The organism is Streptomyces sp. NBC_00388 (genome assembly GCF_036061255.1).
GTDB lineage: Bacteria > Actinomycetota > Actinomycetes > Streptomycetales > Streptomycetaceae > Streptomyces.
This window is the reverse complement of the sequence record NZ_CP107948.1, coordinates 645,571-662,679: the sequence shown is the minus strand read 5'-3', so window position 1 is coordinate 662,679 and position 17,109 is coordinate 645,571. Positions and strand designations below refer to the sequence as shown.

Genomic DNA, 17,109 nt, shown 5'->3' with positions numbered 1-17,109 from the left:
CCCGGCCGGCCCGCCCCGTGCCACGGACCCCGTACGTAAAAGTCGGGTAACACGGCTCCGCCAGAGTCTGGTTGCCGCACCCCTTCGCGCAGGTCACCGGCCATGCCAGTGGTCTGGACAACTGTTTCAACAGCCGCCCTGTGCGGCGGTCTTGACGTGCCATCACCTCAGGTCAGAGAGTGCGCCCATACCGTTCGAGAGATCAACACGGCGCAACTCCCGGCAAGAAGGGCCGTCATGACGTCCAAGCAGAGGATCAGACTCGCGCTCGCGCTGACCACCGCGAGCACCTTCGGCCTCGCCCTGCTCAGTCCGGCGGCGCAGGCGTCCCCGCAGAACCTCCGGCCCGAGTGCCCCCGCACCCTCGACTGCGCGTGGGCCCCCGCCGCCTACCAGCAGACCGGTGATCCCGCCGACAAGGAGACGTACGGCAGCTACGACACCGCCGACCGCCCGCACACCACGAAGATCAAGTACATCGTCCTGCACGACACCGAGGAAACCTTCGACAAGACGCTGCAGATCTTCCAGGACCCGCACAACCAGACATCCGCGCACTATGTGGTCCGCTCCAGCGACGGCCATGTCGCACAGATGGTCAAGGACAAGGACATCGCCTGGCAGGCGGGCAACTGGTACATCAACCAGCAGTCCATCGGGATCGAACAGGAAGGCGTCGCGACCGAGGGCTCCCGGTGGTTCACGCCGGAGATGTACCGCTCGACGGCCGCGCTCGTGCGGTATCTCGCGGCCAAGTACGACATCCCGCTCGACCGTCAGCACATCATCGGCCACGACAACGTCCCGCCCACCAGCGCGTCGGGCACGGCGGCCATGCACTGGGACCCCGGGACGTACTGGGACTGGGACTACTTCATGAAGCTGGTGGGGCGTCCCACCGTGCCGACCGCCTCGTCGCACAGCCAACTCGTCACCGTCAGCCCGGTGTTCAAGCAGAACATCCAGTCGTTCCGTGACTGCGAGAAGAACACCGACCTCCCGGCGCAGGCATCGAGCGCGGTGCCGCTCCACACCGGTCCCTCAGCCGACTCGCCGCTCTTCTCGGACCCGGGACTGCACACCGACGGCAAGCCCGGCACCAACTGCGTCGCCGACTGGGGCAGCAAGATCAGCGCGTCGCAGCAGGCCGTGGTCGCCGGGCGCGCACCGGGCTGGACCGCGATCTGGTGGTACGGACAGAAGGCCTGGTTCCGGAGCCCGGCGCACACCAGGACCACCGTACCGACGTCCGGTTACGTGGTGAGGCCGAAGGACGGCAGGACGGACGTACCGGTCTACGGGGTGGCCTACCCGGAGAAGGGCGAGTACCCGGCGGACTTCACCGCTGCCCACCTGGGCACGCCCCTCCCGTACACGATCGGGCAGGGGCAGGCCTATCCCGGCGGCGGTGAGGCGCCCACGGGCTACTACTACTCCCCGACCATCGACGCGTCCTACCCCTACGACCACACGTACTTCCCCGGCGCCACCAAGTACGTGACCGTGCAGATCGGCCACCGGGTGGCCTTCGTCAAGGCGTCCGACGTCGATATCGTCCGTACGCACTGACCGCGACGGCAGCCGGAGGACAGCACGGCGCGCGCCCTGTGTGCCGACACCGGGCGCGCACCGTGCTCTCCCCTCCGGGACTCCGTCCTCAGGCCCCGCGGTTCAGCGGGTGCCCACAGCGGCGCGGACGGCGCGCCGGGCCAGGGCGCAGTCGTCGTGCAGCCGCCTGAGCAGCAGCCGCTGCTCCTCGCCGTGGGACAGCACCCCCGGCTGCGGCTGCTGGCCCGCACCGGTCGGCGCTGCCTCGCGGATGGTCCGCTGGACAGCCGTCTCGTAGGTGCGGATCTCGCGGGTCAGCACCAGCATGAGGTTGACCAGGAAGGCGTCCCTTGCGGCAGGGCCCGCCGCCTGCGCGAGCTGGCTGATCTGGCGCCGCGCCACCGGCGCCTCACCCAGTACGGACCAGAGCGTCGCGAGGTCGTACCCCGGCAGATACCAGCCTGCGTGCTCCCAGTCCACCAGTACCGGACCCGCCGGTGACAGCAGGATGTTGGAGAGCAGGGCGTCGCCGTGGCAGAACTGGCCCATGCCCTGCCGGCCACCGGAGTGCGCGAGGCCGTGCAGCAGCTTCTGGAGGTCGCCGAGATCCCGGTCGGTGAAGAGACCGAGCTCGTGGTACCTGGCGATCCGTGACGCGTAGTCGAGGGGCTGGCCGAACAGGCCGCCCGGCGGGCGCCAGGCGTTGACCCGGGTGACCGCACCGAGAACAGCCCGCAGATCGGCGCGCGGCGGGGTCTCCACGGGGTGGCGCTGAAGTGCCGCTGCCCGTCCGGCCATCCGTTCGATCACCAGGGTGCAGTTCTCCGGATCCGCGGCGATAAGACGCGGGACCCGGACCGGCGGGCGGTGCCGCACAAACGTGCGGTACGTCGCTATTTCGTGGCGGAAACTCTCCGCCCACGCGGGCGACTGGTCGATCAGGCACTTGGCAACTGCCGTCGCCCGCCCCGTCGTTCCCACGAGCAGGACCGAGCGGCCGCTCCGTCGCAGTAACTGCACCGGGTTGAACTCCGGGCAGATGCGGTGCACCGAGGCGATCGCCATCCGCAGCTGGGCACCCTGGGGACCGGACAAATCGATTCTCCCGCTGAGCGGTTGAGCGCCAGGCGCCGCCGCCCGCCGGACCCGCCCGGCGCCGAGCGCCGCAGCGGCGTGGGAGGGATCGAGGTACGGTCCGCCGCCGGCAGGGAGGGAACGGTGCGGCCGGGATGGGGCGGACACGGAGGACGATGCTGTGTACATGGGGGATACAGATCCCTTCGTGTGCCGACAGGTTGCCTGCGCTGCCCGCTCCGGTGACCGGTGCATACCCTGGGGAGTACGGCCCGGCCACCGGGTCGGGGTGGCGCGTTCCTACCTCACAACGGCGCGCGGGTGGCACACCATCTGGCGGACCCTGGCGAACCCTGGCGAATAGTCGCAAGGCATCTGACACGGGGTTACTGTCGAACCAGCCGAGAACCTGGGGGCTTGACGTGACCGGAGAACCCAACACCCGCCTGGCAGACCTGTTCGGCCTGGCCGGCTGGTCCAAGGGCGAACTCGCGAGACTCGTGAACCGGCAGGCGGCCGTCATGGGCCACCAGCAGCTGGCGACCGACACCTCGCGGGTGAGGCGCTGGATCGACATGGGTGAGAGCCCGCGCGACCCCGTGCCCAAAGTGCTGGCAGCTCTGTTCACCGAGCGGCTCGGCCGTGTCGTGACCATCGAGGACCTCGGGTTCGTACGCCCTGGGCGCGCTGGAAAACGGCAGGCCACCGGGAACGCGGAAGAGACAGCGAACCCGGACGGCCTCCCGTGGGCGCCAGAACGGACGGCAGCGGTCCTCACCGAATTCACGGGAATGGACCTCATGCTCAACCGACGCGGCTTGGTGGGCGCAGGCGCTGCGCTTGCCGCAGGCTCCGCACTCAGCAGCGCCATGCACGACTGGCTCCACACCGATCCGGCCCTCGCGTCGGACGCCCCGGACTCCGGGCGCCCCCTGCAGGCGGAGCCCGCCGCATTCGACCGCTACGAGGCGGCCCCCATCGGGTCGCAGGAGATCGAGGCGCTGGAGCACTCCGTCGAGATCTTCCGCGCCTGGGACGCCTCACGCGGGGGTGGGCTCCAACGCAAGGCAGTGGTAGGCCAGTTGAACGAGGTGGGAGGGATGCTCTCCTACCGCCATCCCGACACTCTCCAGCGCCGCCTGTGGGGTGTCGCCGCCAATCTCGCCGTACTCGCGGGCTGGATGTCCCACGACGTCGGCCTCGAACCCACGGCCCAGAAGTACTTCGTCATCGCCGCCCACGCGGCGCGCGAGGGCGGCGACCGTCCGCGCGCCGGCGAGGCGCTGTCGCGGGCCGCACGCCAGATGGTCCACCTGGGCCGCCCGGACGAGGCGCTGGACCTGATGAAGCTCGCGCAGACAGGGTCCGGGGACCGGAACCTGCCGCGCACCCGCGCCATGCTGCACACCATCGAGGCCTGGGCGCAGGCATCGCTGGGCCACGGCCAGGCCATGCGGCGCACGCTCGGCGAGGCCGAGGAGCTGTTCGTGTCGGACCGCAGCGACGGGCCGGCGCCGAGCTGGATGCAGATGTTCGACGAAGCGGATCTGCACGGGATGCAGGCGCTGGCCTACCGCACACTCGCGGACCATGAGCCGTCCGCGGCCATCACCGCCCAGCGCCACGCCAGGCGCGCGCTCGAACTGCGGATCAACGGGCGCCAGCGGTCGAAGATCTTCGACTACATCTCTCTGGCCTCCGCCTGCTTCATCGCGGACGACCCCGAACAGGCCGACCGTTACGCGCGGCTCGCGCTGGTGTCGATGGGGGAGACCTCGTCCCACCGCACCTGGGACCGGTTGCGTGAGATGTACCGGCTCACGGGGCAGTACGCACGCCACGGCAGCATCCAGCAGCTGCGGGAGGAGATCCAGCTCGCCATGCCCAAGCAGAAGACGCGGCACAACCCCAGCAGGAACGCCCAGGCGTAACGGCCGGGCAAGGAGGGGGCGGGAGCGGAGCGGCTGCCGGGCGGGGCGGCGGGCGGTGGCGCTAGCGTGACCCGACGCGGGCGATGAGCACACAGGCGTCTTCCTGACGCTCCGTGTGGCCGTACTGCTCGACGACCAGCCGCATGCAGTCCTGTGCGGTACCGGCTTCGCCGAATCGCGATGCCAGGGCGAGCAGCCCGTCCTCGCCGGATGCATCCGCCGCACCGTGCGCGGTCAGTCCACCGGTGTGGAGGACCAGTACGTCTCCGGTCTGCAGCTGCACCCGGGCCTGTCCGTACGCGGCACCCGGCATGGCCCCGAGCAGCACTCCGTCCGGCGGCGTGAGGCCGCGCCCCGTTCCCCCGCGGAAGAGCAGGGGGGCGGGGTGGCCCGACTGTGCCCAGGTCAGTGTCCCGGCGACCGGGTCGTAACGGCAGCACACCGCGCTGCCCAGGGCGGGCTGCGCGGAGGTCTCCAGAAGTTCGTTGAGGTGTCCCATGAGAGCGCCCGGGGCGATCCCGGCCACGGCCATCCCGCGCAGCGCGCCCAGCAGCATCGCCATCGAGGAGGTGGCACCCACGCCGTGACCTGTGAGGTCTCCCACCGTGAGAAGCGACTGGCCGTCGGGGAGCGCCATCGCGTCGTACCAGTCGCCGCCGATGCGGGACGGTGCGGCGGACGGCAGATAGTGCGCCGCCAGGTCGAGAGAGGCGGGGCCGCCCTGCGGAAGCCGTACCGGACCGCGCCAGGGCGGCAGTACGGCCTCTTGTAACTCCACGGCGACCTGCCGCTCCGTCCGGGCGATCTGCTCCTGCCGCTGGAGCGAGTCCTGCGACTCGCGGACCGTGCGCTCGCTGCGCCGCAGATCGCTCACGTCGCGCAGTACGGCCCACATGGAGGCCGTGCAGCCGTCGCTGTCGAGGACGGGCTCACCCATCATGTGCAGGGCGCGCACGGTCGCGTCCGGCCGCCGGATCCGGAACTCCCCGTCGATCGGCTTTCCGTCGACCAGACAGTCGGTGACCATCGCGGTGAGCCCCGGCTGGTCGTCGGGCAGCACCACGGACGGGAGTTCGTCCAGGGAGAGTGGTCCGCTCTGCGGGGGGCGGCCGAAGATCTCGTAGAGCTCCCCGGACCAGCTCACCTCGTCGGTGAGGAGGTTCCAGTCGGCGCTGCCCACGCGGCTGAGCAGCGATGCGGAGGCCTTGCCGGTGCCGGGGCGGGCGTGAGCGCCGTGCCCGGTGGGACCGGCTGCGAGCGGCGCGGCCGCGGGGGCCGGCAGCCCTTCCTTCAGCTGTCCCAGATGTGTGCCCAGGTCGTCGAGGTGGTGGACGGCCAGATCGCACAGGGCGCGCTGCCAGCGGGCCTGCATATCGTCGTCGTCCGCGCCGGTGTCACGCCGCACGGCGTCCATGTCCCCGCGCAGCAGGCGGGTCCGGGTGATGAGCGCGTCGACCGTGCCCCGCTCGGGTGGCTGGGGGACGGGACGGTCCGCGAACACATGGGACGGCATGACGTACTCCGATACGGGCGCGGCGCGGCCAGGGCTGCGAAATGGACCGTTACGACTGTTGCACAGGGAGCGAGGGCCCGTAAGGGAATTGGCAACACTCGATGCGGTGGTGCTTATGGCATATGCCATAGGCCGACAGGGTGCCACAGCTCACACCGCTTGTCCCGGGAAAGCCGGGAACACCGAGGCTTCGTTCACCGTTCACCTATATGTGGGTACGGAGCGCCCGGCCGTGTCGCTTTCCGTCCCGCACACCGACCGCCCCGGCTGGCCTCCCCCGACCAGTCGGGGCACTTCTGTCTCCGCTCCGCCGGCTCAGCCCGGCCGGGACTTTTCGGCCATGGTCATCGGCGAATATGCCAGAGATATGGCCAGAACCGCATGGTGACAATGCGCCCGGAGCGAAGATACTCGTTGACTGGAACGTTGAATTTTGTTCGATTCGACGGTGTTCCACCGGTGAAAGGCGTCCGCACACTCCGGCCCGGGAACAACAGGTCCGGGAGGGGGCGCCGGCTGCGAACTGCCCTGGGGGAGTGGCTGTGCACGACGAATTCCTGTGCCATGTCACCGCGTACGGAGTCTGCGGTGGGCGTCGCGTGGGGGTGCCGCTCGGCACCTATCGCGCCCCCACCCTTCCGCTGGCCATGTGGTGGCTGCGGGACCGGGCGACCTGGATCTCGGAACGGCTGGACCCCAGCCCCGGCAGTGATTGCTTCCCGGTCAGGGCGCTCTTCGAGCTGCCGGCCGACGCCCCCGATGTGCCGGGCGCGTTCCGCGCCTGGCGGGACGGCGGTCCGCAACAGGAGAAGGCCGCGGAAGTGCTGGCCAGCGGCGGTCTCCTGCGATTCGCGATCAATGACGACACGACCGAGTACGAACTCCTCGCCGAATCGGTCGACGCTCTGCGCATGCAGCGGGCCGTTCCCGCGCTCGACCCCGCGGCGGCGGAATCCGTACCGGAACACCGCGGCCCCCTGCCGGCGCATACGCACGGAAGGGGGCGTGGTGAGTCCGGCTCCGCGCAGTTGTCGGGGCTGCCGTCAGGGGCCGCGCTGCTGGCCACTCTGAACAGCTCGACCGTGGTGTTCAGCTCTGCGGCAGGATGACCGCGCGTCCGTTGATCTTCCCGGCGTGCAGCCTCTCGTAGGCGAGCGGTGCCTCGTCGATCGCGTACGTCTCCACGTGGACGTCCACCGCCCCGGCGCGGGCCAGGTCGAGCACCTCGGTGAGCTCCGCACGCGAACCCCAGTACGGCGCCGCCACCGACACCTCGAAAGGGAGTGCGCCGAAGCCGACGGGCAGCGTGCCGCCGCCGATCCCCACAAGTGCGACGTCGGCCTCGACACCGGCCACCGCGCCGGCCAGCGCCACGGTGGGCGGGGCGCCCACGAAGTCGAAGACCGCCTGGGCGCCGAGCCCGCCGGTCAGCGCGCGGACCTTTCCGGCTGCCCGCTCGTCGGAGAGCACCGTTTCCTGGGCGCCTACCGCCTTCGCCAGAGCGAGCTTGTCCTCCGTGACGTCGAGCGCGATGACCCGCGCCGCGGACATCGCCCGCAGGAGCTGGATGGCCACGTGTCCCAGCCCGCCGGTCCCGATGACCACCGCGGTGGAGCCGGGTGTGAGCTTCGGCAGTGAGCGCTTGATCGCGTGGTACGGGGTGAGACCGGCATCGGTGAGCGGCACCGCCCCGACCGGGTCGAGGTCGCCGAGCGGCACGAGGTGGCGCGGGCTGTCCACGATCATGTACTCGGCCATCGCTCCGGGCGCGCCCAGGCCGGGCGGGTGGATGCCGAGTCCGGCAGCGCGCAGGCAGTAGTTCTCCTTGCCCTCGGCGCACTTGATGCAGGCGCCGCAGCCCCACGGCCCGTAGACCGCGACGGATTCGCCCTCGGTGAGGCCGGTGACTCCGGCACCCAGCGCGGCGACCGTGCCGGCTCCCTCGTGCCCGAGGGTGAGCGGGAGTTCGTACGGCAGGCTCTCCGCGGGGCGGCTCATCACCGCGATGTCAGAGTGGCAGACACCCGCCGCCGTGACCTTCAACAGGACCTGGCCCGGGCCCGGTTCGGGTTCGGGGAGGGTGACGACCTCGGGTGCGGCGCCGGCGGTGCGGTACTGGACAGCTTTCATGGTGTGCTCCTCGGCTGAGCGGGACGGTCCCCGATCCCGGCCCGCCGTGGTGATCGGTCAGCGTGCGGCGTAGCCGCCGTCGACGAGGTGGTAGCTGCCGTGGATGAACGAGGCGCGCTCCGAGAGGAGGAACGCGGTCAGCTCGGCCACCTCACCGGCTGTTCCCAGGCGCCCCGCCGGGTGCAGCGAGACGAGCTGCTCGCGCATCGGGTTGTCGGTGTCGCGCAGCAGCGGGGTGTCGATGAAGCCCGGTCCCACGGCGTTGATCCGGATGTCCTGTGCGGCGTATTCCAGGGCCGCGGTCTTGGTGAGCCCGACGACGCCGTGCTTGGCGGCGACATAGGCGGGGGAGCCGGCGAAACCGTTGGTGCCGAGGATGGAGGCCATGTTGACGATCGCGCCGCCGCCCGCAGCGAGGATCGCGGGCAGCTCGTACTTGAGTGAGTAGAAGACGCCGCTCAGATTGGTGTCGATCACGCGCTGCCAGGCGCTCACCTCGTACTCACCGGTCGGCAGGCTGGGGCCGCCGATTCCGGCGTTGTTCACCGCGAGGTGCAGGGCGCCGAAGGTGTCGGTGGCGTGCCGTACGGCACGCTCCACCGACGCCGGGTCGGTGACGTCCACGGTGACGGCGGTCGCGCGGGCCCCGGTGGCCTCCAGCCCGGCGGCGGCCTTGCGCGCGCCTTCCTCGTTGTAGTCGGCTATGACGACCGCGGCGCCGCCGCGAGCGAGCCGCTCGGCGACGGCCAGACCGATGCCGGATGCCCCGCCGGTGACCAGTGCGGCCCGGCCGGCGAACTCAGCTGTGGGGGTGGTGTTGCTCATGGTGCCTGTGTTCCTTTCGTACGGTGCGCCGCAGAGGTGTCACGACTGCGGCAGTTCGCCGGTGAGTGCGGCGAACGCGGCCTGGACGATGCCGGGAAGCGCGTCCTCGCGGGAGCCGCGGACCCAGGCGGACTGGGCTGCCACGAGAGCTCCCGCACCCGCGCCCACCAGAACGGCGGGGCGCAGGTCGTGGGCGTCGTCGACGTCCATCCGGGCGGCCAGGATCCGGATCGAGTCCGCCTGCGCCTCCACCCGGATGTGCTGGAAGGCCGCGTACAGCGTCGGTTCCCCGTCTGCGATCCGCATGAGTGCGAAGATCTGCGGGCGCCGGTGCCAGGCCGGGTGCGCGTCGTCGGTGAGCCAGTCGGCCACCGCGTTGCGGTAGGCGACGAGGGGCGTCTCGTCGGCCGGCCGGGCGCGCAGGGCCGCGTTGATCCGGTCGCCGTCGGCCCGGACGGAGTCCAGGACCGCGTCCTCCTTGCTGGAGAAATAGCGGCTGAACGTCCGGCGGGCCACGTCGGCCCGGTCGGCGATGTCCTCGACGGTCACGGCCTTGAGCCCGCGGTCGCACACGAGGGCGCAGGCGGCTTCCGCAAGCGCTTCGCGGGTCCTGCGGCTCTTGCGGACGCGCCGGTCCCCGGGCCTTCCCTCATCGTTCATACATTCACCGTACACCTGAAAATGTCCCACTGGGACATGAGGCCCAGTGGGACATCTCCGGCCGCTCCGGTATGCGTGCTCAGGCGCTCAGGCGCTCAGGCGCTCAGGCGCTCAGGCGCTCAGGCGCTTGCGGTGCCGGCTTGCCGGGCAGGCCGGGTGTCGCCGCAGGGCTCGTTCAGCAGGCTCCCTTGTCGCGCCAGACGCCCCAGTCGCCCGTGGTCCCGGGCTCCTCGTTCTGGGTCCACCACTGGGCCTGCCAGGTGTGTCCGCTGTGGGAGACCGTGGCCCCGCCGGTGTAGGTCGCGGTGCTGCTCCAGGCCGTCGCGGTGCAGGTGCCCGCCGGCGGCGTCGGGGAGGTCGGCGGTGTCGTCGGGGGGGTGGTGGGCGGCGTCGCCCCCGCGAACGTCACCGCGTACTTGGCGAACTCCCAGTCCGACTGCGGAACGCTGCTGCAGGTCCCGGACGTGGTGCCGTTGTCCGGCGGGCTGCACTGGCGGTCACGGTTGAGCGACCAGAAGGTGAAGCGGTCCATGTGGTGACTGGTGGCGTAGTCCAGGACGGTCTGGAAGTCGGCCTGCCTGAAGTATTCGCCGGTGTCGCTGCGGCCGTTCATGCCCGAGAAGCCCTCGTGGGCGTAGGCGGTCGCAGCGTCCCAGCCGAAGGTCGACTGCAGGATGGTGTTGAAGTTGGTCAGTGCGCTCGTCTGGGCCGCGGCGCCGCTGAAGCCGCCGTCGAAGGGCATGATCGAGAAGTTGTTGGGCGTGAAGCCCTGCGACTTGGCCTCGTTCAGCATCTGCTTGCCGAACCAGCCGGTTCCGTCGGCCGTGCCCGCGGTGGTGACCGACACGTACAGGCCCGGGTTGTTCTGCTGGAGGATCTTCGCCGCGCCGATCTCGTGCGCGACGGCCGCCGTGTTCTCGTACTCCGGCTCCTCCAGGTCGAAGTCGATGGCCTTCAGCTGGTACTTGGTGATCACCTGCTGGTAGGCAGCGGCCGTCGAGGCCGAGTCGGAGCAGGCCTGGCCGAGCTTGGTCCCGCCGTACCCGCCGATGGAGACGGATACGTCGCCGCCCTTGGCGCGGATCGAGCTGATGACGGAGGAGACCGCGGTGTCGGACGAGACGGCCGATGTGCCGCCCCATGTCGGGCTGCAGCCACCACCGTTGGGGGCCAGGATGAAGGCGAGCTGGAAGGCCTTCAGTCCGGTGGCGTCCATGATGGCCCCGGCGTCGGGCGGGTTGTTGTCGGTCGGCATGAGATACGGGGCCGCCGCGTACCAGCGGTTGCTGAGCGCGGTGGTGCCCGCGGTCGCTCCGGCCGCCTGTCCGGTGGTGAGTACGGCCAGCCCGGTGGCGGCCAGCGCGGCGGTCGCCGCGCCGCACAGCAGGGCGCGGATACGAATACGTTTCATCTGGCGGACTCCTGAAGGGTGGAGGAGTCGTCAGAATCGGCGGCTGCCGGATCCGCGTCAACGGCTTGGCCTAGACCATTGCCAATCCTTGGGGATTGGGTCGCGGGAGCCGGGCGGGCCGCGGGGCCCACGTGCCCCTCGGTCCGCGCCCCCGCCGGGGCGCGGACCGGTCGTCAGCCGCGCGGCAGCGCGGTCGCCTGCACCCCGGGCAGCCCGGTCCAGTCATTGGAGACGACGCTCGCGTGCGCCGCCGCGAGTCGGGCGACCCGCGCCTGCGCGTCGGACGCGGACGGATTCTTGTCGTCCAGGGCCGGGGCCACGTTCTGGGCGTCGGTCATCACCAGCATGTAGTGGTGCGTGTCGTACCAGGAGGTGTCGATGGTGCCGCCGGTATAGGCGGCGGCGTCACCGTCGAAGAAGACGAACCAGGGCCGGATCGAGGTGTCCGTGTACCGGGTCCTGGGGTCGCCCGCCTGGGCGGTGTGCACGGCCGGGAAGATCTGGGCCTGGTCGGTGTGGCCCGCCGCGTGCAGGTCGCGGAGGTGGCCGGCGTACTCCCGGTCGGTCCACAGCGAGTCGGTCGGGTTGCTCTCCTCGACCGTGCCGGGAATGATCTCCAGCAGCACCTTCCCGGCGAGTTGGGCGCGTGTGGGCCAGTTGCCCGCCGAGGCGGCCTCGTCCAGTGTGGCGTACTGGCCGCCTCCCGGCTTGGCCAGCAGATCGGCCGGACGGAATACGGTGGAGCCCAGATGGGCGGCGACGGCCTGGTCCAACTGGGCCGGGCCCAGGCCGAGGTTGGACTGGAAGCCCGCTTTCATCTCCAGCTTGATCACCAGTGGCGCGTGCCCGGGGTGGGCCCCGAGCCAGACGCGTACGTCGTCCAGGCAGGTCTCCAGATCCTTGTTGGCGCCCCCGGTGTAGAGCTGGCCCGGGGTGTCGGCGCTCACGCAGTTGTTGCTGTTCCCCAGGGGGTTGGAGTGGCTGACCTTCCACTCCTTGGTGACGATGTCGTCCCAGACGTCCAGCTCGATCATCGAGGTGCCGGTGTCCAGGGACTGGGCGAGATAGGGAAAGGCGGCGGGGTCATAGGTGTTGTGGAGGCCCGACGTGGTGGCCCCCGAGAGGGGCAGTGAGCCGGCGCCGGCGGCGGACGCGCCGGCGGTCGGGCCCGCAGCGGCGAGGGCGAGGCCGGCCGCCGCGGCACCGATGAGTATCGCGCGCAGCCGGAGTGGGACGCGTCTGAACCGTTGGCCTGACATGTTTCCTCCTGTGGGGGGGGTGTGACTCTCCGTCAGGACTGTCGCACTCCTGGGTGAATCGACGGAGACATGCCAAGCAACATAGGGGAATCGCCCCGCGACGAGGGCGAGACGGGACAACTCCCTTGCGGAGAAGCCGGGCTGCCGGGATTCCGGAACACGCCCGTACGCGCGCCGGCCCGGTCGCCCGGCCCGGCGGGTGTCAGACGGAGGGCAGTTCTTCACCGCACCGGGAGCAGAACCGTGCGCCTGGCTCCTGCGCGAGACGCCCGCAGCCGGGGCAGACCAGGTCGAGCAGGCACGCCGCCTCGCCCCCGGCCTGCTCCACGGGGGCCGCGCCGACGGTGAGTCCGGGGCGGCGCCGGTGCACGGTGAGGTAGCAGAGTCCGTCCGGGCCCGCGGTGAGCGAGCGGCGGGCGCCGTGCGGCAGCCAGACGACCGCGCCGGGCGCCAGCGCCTGCGGCCCTTCGGTCGTCTCCAGCCGCCCGCTGCCGCCGACCACGCACACGAGCACATCGAGGTCCGGCTCCACATGCCCGGCGACCCCGGCGTCCGGCGCCAGCCGGATCACGTTGGAGTCCAGCTGGCGCCCCGGCTCGGCCAGCCGCCACAGTGCTCCGCGGTCCTCGTCGGCGGCAGCACGGACCAGCCGGGCCGTGTCGGTGACGACACCGGGGACGGGGGTGCGGGACAACGGATCCTCCTGCGGCGGGCGTACGGCGGGCGAGGGGGAGATCGTACGCCCGCCCGGGCCGGTCCGCCGCGGTCAGGACCGGGTGAGCACCACCACGGGGATCTCCCGGTCGGTCTTGGTCTGGTACTCGTCGTAGGCGGGCCATACGGCCGCCATCGTCCGCCACATCTCCGGCTTCTCCCCGGGTTGCGCCGTCCGCGCGTGCGCGGTGAAGCGGTCGCCCTTCACCTGGACCTGCACCTGGGGGTCGGCCTGGAGGTTCAGGTACCAGGCGGGGGGTTCGTCGGACCCGCCCTTGGAGGCGACGACCAGCAGATCGTCGCCGTACGGCTGGTAGATCAGCGGGGTGCTGCGCTGCTGACCGCTCTTGCGCCCGGTGGTGGTGAGGATCAGGGTCGTCGTCCCCTGCCACTCGTGTCCCTCGGCTCCGTCGGTGGCGACGTAACGCTCGACGTGCTCCTTGCCGAACAGCATCTCTGACTCCTCTGTCGTCGGAATCCTCAGGTGTCCCCGTGTTCCCAACCTACGCCGGGATGCGAACGGTTCAGCCGCCGGCGCCCAGCCGTGCGGGCACTGCGCCCGGTGCGTCCAGCTGGTGTGCCGTGTCCTGGTGCAGCAGCCCGATCAGCCGGTCCGCCTCGGCGCGTGTCAGATGGAGGAGCATCGCGTCCTCGGGGTGCGCGGGACCGGGCGGGGCGATCACCAGCCGCGCGGTGCTCGCACCGGCCGAATCGGTGGTGAACGACGGCGGGAACGCCTGGCGCCAGTCGACGAGCGCGTCCCTGAGCCGGCCGTGCGGAGAGCTGAGATCGCGCGCGACCCAGCCTGTCGTCACCTGGGCGAGATGATCCAGTTTCTGAGAGTTCGTCACCGCTCCATACTGGCCGCACGGCCCGTGGCGCGCTCGCTGGATACGCGCGGAGGGGTGACACCCGGACGGCCGGCCGAGCGGTCGCCGCCGGGCCCCGTTCAGTCCTGCGGCGGGCGCCCGGCGGCCGGAACCTGCTCGGCCGGGAGGACCGGATCCGGGGGCGTCCCGTCCCCGAACGGGCGGCCGCCCAGCTCCTCCCGGTGGTGCGGGGTGAGCCAGCCCGCCAGGTCGGGCCCCAGCGGCACGATGCCCGTCGGATTGATACCGGTGTGCACCGTGTAGTAGTGCCGCTTGATGTGGTCGAAATCGACCGTGTCGCCGAAGCCGGGGGTCTGGTAGAGGTCCCGGGTGTACGCCCAGAGCACCGGGTCCTCGGTCAGCTTCGACCGGTTGCACTTGAAGTGGCCGTGGTAGACGGCGTCGAACCGCACCAGGGTGGTGAAGAGCCTGATGTCCGCCTCGGTCAGCGTGTCCCCCACCAGGTAGCGCTGTTCGGCCAGCCGCCCTGACACCAGCTCCAGACGCCGGAACACATCGCGGTACGCGTCCTCGTACTCGCTCTGTCCTGACGCGAAGCCGGCCCGGTACACCCCGTTGTTGACGTCCCGGTAGATCCCCTCCATGACCTCGTCGATCTCGTCGCGCAGGCGCTCCGGGTAGAGATCGGGCGCCCCGGGCCTGTGCAGCGCGGTCCACTCGGTGGCGAGGTCCAGCGTGATCTGCTGGAAGTCGTTGGTGACCAGCTGACCGCTGGGCACGTCCACGAGGGCGGGGACGCTCACGCCGCCCGGGTAGCCCGACTCCCGCGCGTCGTAGGCCTCGCTGAGGAAGCGGATGCCGAGGACCGGGTCCCGGTCTCCGGGGTCGAGGGTGAAGCGCCAGCTGCGGTCGTCCTGGACCGGGTCGGTGATGCCCAGCGAGAGCGCGTCCTCCAGGCCGAGCAGCCGCCGTGACACCAGTGCGCGGCTCGCCCACGGGCAGGCCCTGCTGACCACCAGCCGGTACCGTCCGGCCTCGGCCGGCCAGCCGTCCCGGCCGTCGGCCGTGACACGGTCGGCGAAGTGGCTCCTCGACCGCTTGAACGGTTTCCTGCCGTACCCGGAATTGCCGCCGTCCCCATCGCCGTCGCCGTCGCCGTCGCCGGAGTGATTCATCACCGTGGTCCTTCCCGTCGGCCTGCTCTTCTCTGGGACAGCGACTGAGGCGCGAGGCCGGCCGGAAGGGCTTCATGCAGCTCAGCGCCGGTTCTGTCGAAGCTAGCAGGCGCGACGGGCGCAGTGGTATAGGCGGTTCAGGTGAAGCCGGGCGTGAGCTGCCTCTGACGGAGCCGCCCCCGGGCCCGGGACGACTCCAGGGAGAAAGCCACCACGCCGAACGCCCCCGCACGGGCGGGGCCGCGGAGCCGCCGGCAGCCCCGCGGTCCCCGGATCAGGCGGAAGGAGGCAGTGTCGCCCCCACCGGCTCCCTGCGGACCACGTCCACCAGTGACAGATCCGTGATCTTGAGGCTGGGCGAGACCGCGAGGGTCAGGGTCGACACGCTCATGAACGGGTTGAGGTGGTCCCAGCCCCACTCCGTCAGCGCGGTACGCACCGCTCCCGACTGCGCGGCGATCTCCTCGGCCGGGGCCGGGGACATCACGCCGGCCACCGGCAGCGGCAGCCTGGCCGCCACGGTGTCGCCGTGCACGACGGCGACGCCGCCGCCATCGGCCAGCACCGCGTCCGCGGCCGTCGCCATCGCGGTCCTGGACGTCCCCACGGTCACCAGATTGTGACTGTCGTGGGCGTACGTCGTCGCGACCGCGCCCGCCGAGAGCTCGCGGCCCAGCAGGGGCGCGAAGACCGTGCCGGGGCGGCCGTAGCGGTTGCGCACTCGCACGAGGGTCACCCGGCCCTCCCACTGCACCTCGCCGTCCCGGACGGGCAGTTCGGTCTCGGCGGCCTCGGTGTAGGTGTCGCGCGCGTTGACCCGCATCGCCCGGAAGCGGTGGACGCCGTCGGGCAGCTCGACCCGCCAGCGGAAACCGTCCGGGGTCTGCGGCTCGACGTCGATCGTGCCGGACAGCGCACCGGCGACCGGCTCCGCCGGGTATGCCGGACGCCCGTCCCGGGCCACGGTGCGGCCGCCCGCGATGACCAGCGCCGGGTCGAAGGCTGCCAGCTCGCCGCGGAGCAGGACCAGGTCCGCCCGCTTGCCCGGGGCCACCAGCCCGCGGTCATGGAGCCGCAGCCGCTGTGCAGGGTTCCACGTCAGGGCGCGCAGCACGTCGGCCGCGGGCAGCCCGGCCCGGACCGCGACGCGCGCGATGTGGTCGAGGTGGCCGGTGGACAGGATGTGGTCGGCGGCCAGGTCGTCGGTGACCAGGCACAGCGGCGGCAGCTGCGGCAGGGCGAGCAGCGCCTCGACGACCTCCGGGAGCAGGCACTTCTCCTGGAGCATCATCAGCATGCCCATCCGGGCCTTCTCCAGGACGACCTCGGTGCGGTTCTTCGTGTGGTCGGAGTCGACGCCGGTCGCCATGTACGCGCTGAGTTCGGCGCCGCTGAGGTTGGGGCAGTGCCCGTCGAGGATGACCCCGCGCTCGCGGGCCGCGCCCACGATGCCCCGCATCCTGGGCTCGTCGGCCACGACCGCCCGGTAGTCCATGACCTCGCCCAGCGCGATGACACCCGGCCACTGGAGCATCTCGTCGATGTCGTCGGCTGACAGACTGGCGCCGGCGTGCTCAAGGCCCTGGAGCGCGGGCACACAGGACGGCACACCCCAGAGCTGGGTCTGCGGCGTCCCCTGCCCGGCCTCGGTCATCCAGCGCATCGCCTCGGCGCCCGCGACGTTGACGATCTCGTGCGGGTCGGCCAGGACCGTCGTCGTCCCGCGTGCGAGCGTCAGCCCGGCGAAGGTCTGCGGAGTCAGGAACGAGCTCTCGATGTGCATGTGCGCGTCGACGAAGCCGGGCACGATCAGCATCCCGCCGGCGTCCACGTGCTCCCGCGCGTCGCCGGGCGAGCCGGGCGGCACCACGCCGCTGATGCGGTCGCCGCGCAGCAGGACGTCGGCGGCGAACTCCTCCCCCGTGAAGGTGGACACCACCCGGCCGCCGCTGATGCGGACGTCGTGCGGTTCCGGCAGGTGCTGCTGGTCAGTGGTCATGCGGCAGTTGCTCCTCAGCGAGCCGTCGAGTCCTGGATGC

The 17,109-nt window shown here is 71.2% G+C and carries 14 protein-coding genes and 1 pseudogene; 3 read left to right on the top strand and 12 right to left on the bottom strand.

The window, feature by feature from the left end:
* Positions 1-237: 237 nt before the first annotated feature.
* Positions 238-1,569 (top strand): N-acetylmuramoyl-L-alanine amidase, encoded by a 1,332-nt coding sequence (locus tag OG917_RS03055; protein ID WP_328315938.1) that lies wholly within the window; start codon positions 238-240, stop codon positions 1,567-1,569.
* 102 nt (positions 1,570-1,671) lie between these two features.
* Here OG917_RS03055 and OG917_RS03050 read toward each other — a convergent pair whose 3' ends face one another.
* Positions 1,672-2,811, bottom strand: a complete 1,140-nt coding sequence (locus OG917_RS03050; protein WP_328315937.1) for an aminoglycoside phosphotransferase family protein — start codon at positions 2,809-2,811, stop codon at positions 1,672-1,674.
* A gap of 233 nt (positions 2,812-3,044) precedes the next feature.
* On the opposite strand from OG917_RS03050, the gene OG917_RS03045 reads away from it, so the two are divergent.
* Complete coding sequence (locus tag OG917_RS03045) at positions 3,045-4,553, top strand: DNA-binding protein NsdB (protein WP_328315936.1); 1,509 nt, start codon at positions 3,045-3,047, stop codon at positions 4,551-4,553.
* A 61-nt stretch (positions 4,554-4,614) separates the two neighbouring features.
* Here the strand turns inward: OG917_RS03045 and OG917_RS03040 are convergent, their stop codons facing one another.
* Positions 4,615-6,066: a PP2C family protein-serine/threonine phosphatase gene (locus tag OG917_RS03040; RefSeq protein WP_328315935.1), complete on the bottom strand. Its 1,452-nt coding sequence runs from the start codon at positions 6,064-6,066 to the stop codon at positions 4,615-4,617.
* Between the two features lie 542 nt (positions 6,067-6,608).
* Between OG917_RS03040 and OG917_RS03035 the strand changes: the two are divergent.
* Positions 6,609-7,001: pseudogene (locus OG917_RS03035) on the top strand (hypothetical protein); the annotation flags it as partial.
* A gap of 154 nt (positions 7,002-7,155) precedes the next feature.
* Here the strand turns inward: OG917_RS03035 and OG917_RS03030 are convergent.
* The 10 genes from OG917_RS03030 to OG917_RS02985 form a co-directional block, all read right to left on the bottom strand.
* Positions 7,156-8,196, bottom strand: coding sequence for an NAD(P)-dependent alcohol dehydrogenase (locus tag OG917_RS03030; protein ID WP_328315934.1), 1,041 nt, complete (start codon positions 8,194-8,196; stop codon positions 7,156-7,158).
* 57 nt (positions 8,197-8,253) lie between these two features.
* The gene (locus OG917_RS03025; protein ID WP_328315933.1) at positions 8,254-9,021 is read right to left on the bottom strand and encodes an SDR family NAD(P)-dependent oxidoreductase; all 768 of its coding nucleotides are present in this window, start codon (positions 9,019-9,021) and stop codon (positions 8,254-8,256) included.
* 39 nt (positions 9,022-9,060) lie between these two features.
* Positions 9,061-9,681, bottom strand: a complete 621-nt coding sequence (locus OG917_RS03020) for a TetR family transcriptional regulator (RefSeq protein ID WP_328315932.1) — start codon at positions 9,679-9,681, stop codon at positions 9,061-9,063.
* Between the two features lie 175 nt (positions 9,682-9,856).
* On the bottom strand, positions 9,857-11,092 hold the full coding sequence (locus OG917_RS03015) for a chitinase (protein WP_328315931.1): 1,236 nt from the start codon (positions 11,090-11,092) through the stop codon (positions 9,857-9,859).
* Positions 11,093-11,265: 173 nt separating this feature from the next.
* The gene (locus OG917_RS03010) at positions 11,266-12,351 is read right to left on the bottom strand and encodes a phosphatidylinositol-specific phospholipase C domain-containing protein (protein ID WP_328315930.1); all 1,086 of its coding nucleotides are present in this window, start codon (positions 12,349-12,351) and stop codon (positions 11,266-11,268) included.
* 202 nt (positions 12,352-12,553) lie between these two features.
* Positions 12,554-13,045, bottom strand: coding sequence for a hypothetical protein (locus OG917_RS03005; RefSeq protein WP_328315929.1), 492 nt, complete (start codon positions 13,043-13,045; stop codon positions 12,554-12,556).
* Positions 13,046-13,117: 72 nt separating this feature from the next.
* On the bottom strand, positions 13,118-13,519 hold the full coding sequence (locus OG917_RS03000) for a nitroreductase family deazaflavin-dependent oxidoreductase (RefSeq protein WP_328315928.1): 402 nt from the start codon (positions 13,517-13,519) through the stop codon (positions 13,118-13,120).
* A 70-nt stretch (positions 13,520-13,589) separates the two neighbouring features.
* Positions 13,590-13,916, bottom strand: coding sequence for a hypothetical protein (locus OG917_RS02995; RefSeq protein WP_328315927.1), 327 nt, complete (start codon positions 13,914-13,916; stop codon positions 13,590-13,592).
* A 98-nt stretch (positions 13,917-14,014) separates the two neighbouring features.
* Positions 14,015-15,070 (bottom strand): glutathione S-transferase family protein, encoded by a 1,056-nt coding sequence (locus OG917_RS02990; protein ID WP_328315926.1) that lies wholly within the window; start codon positions 15,068-15,070, stop codon positions 14,015-14,017.
* Positions 15,071-15,344: 274 nt separating this feature from the next.
* Positions 15,345-17,069, bottom strand: a complete 1,725-nt coding sequence (locus OG917_RS02985) for an adenine deaminase (protein ID WP_328315925.1) — start codon at positions 17,067-17,069, stop codon at positions 15,345-15,347.
* Positions 17,070-17,109 lie beyond the last annotated feature (40 nt).

Bases quoted from the DNA above. Each gene is read 5' to 3' on its own strand.
- OG917_RS03055 (WP_328315938.1), top strand. From the start codon at position 238: ATGACGTCCAAGCAGAGGATCAGACTCGCGCTCGCGCTGACCACCGCG.
- OG917_RS03050 (WP_328315937.1), bottom strand. From the start codon at position 2,811: ATGTACACAGCATCGTCCTCCGTGTCCGCCCCATCCCGGCCGCACCGT.
- OG917_RS03040 (WP_328315935.1), bottom strand. From the start codon at position 6,066: ATGCCGTCCCATGTGTTCGCGGACCGTCCCGTCCCCCAGCCACCCGAG.
- OG917_RS03030 (WP_328315934.1), bottom strand. From the start codon at position 8,196: ATGAAAGCTGTCCAGTACCGCACCGCCGGCGCCGCACCCGAGGTCGTC.
- OG917_RS03025 (WP_328315933.1), bottom strand. From the start codon at position 9,021: ATGAGCAACACCACCCCCACAGCTGAGTTCGCCGGCCGGGCCGCACTG.
- OG917_RS03020 (WP_328315932.1), bottom strand. From the start codon at position 9,681: ATGAACGATGAGGGAAGGCCCGGGGACCGGCGCGTCCGCAAGAGCCGC.
- OG917_RS03015 (WP_328315931.1), bottom strand. From the start codon at position 11,092: ATGAAACGTATTCGTATCCGCGCCCTGCTGTGCGGCGCGGCGACCGCC.
- OG917_RS03010 (WP_328315930.1), bottom strand. From the start codon at position 12,351: ATGTCAGGCCAACGGTTCAGACGCGTCCCACTCCGGCTGCGCGCGATA.
- OG917_RS03000 (WP_328315928.1), bottom strand. From the start codon at position 13,519: ATGCTGTTCGGCAAGGAGCACGTCGAGCGTTACGTCGCCACCGACGGA.
- OG917_RS02990 (WP_328315926.1), bottom strand. From the start codon at position 15,070: ATGAATCACTCCGGCGACGGCGACGGCGACGGCGATGGGGACGGCGGC.
- OG917_RS02985 (WP_328315925.1), bottom strand. From the start codon at position 17,069: ATGACCACTGACCAGCAGCACCTGCCGGAACCGCACGACGTCCGCATC.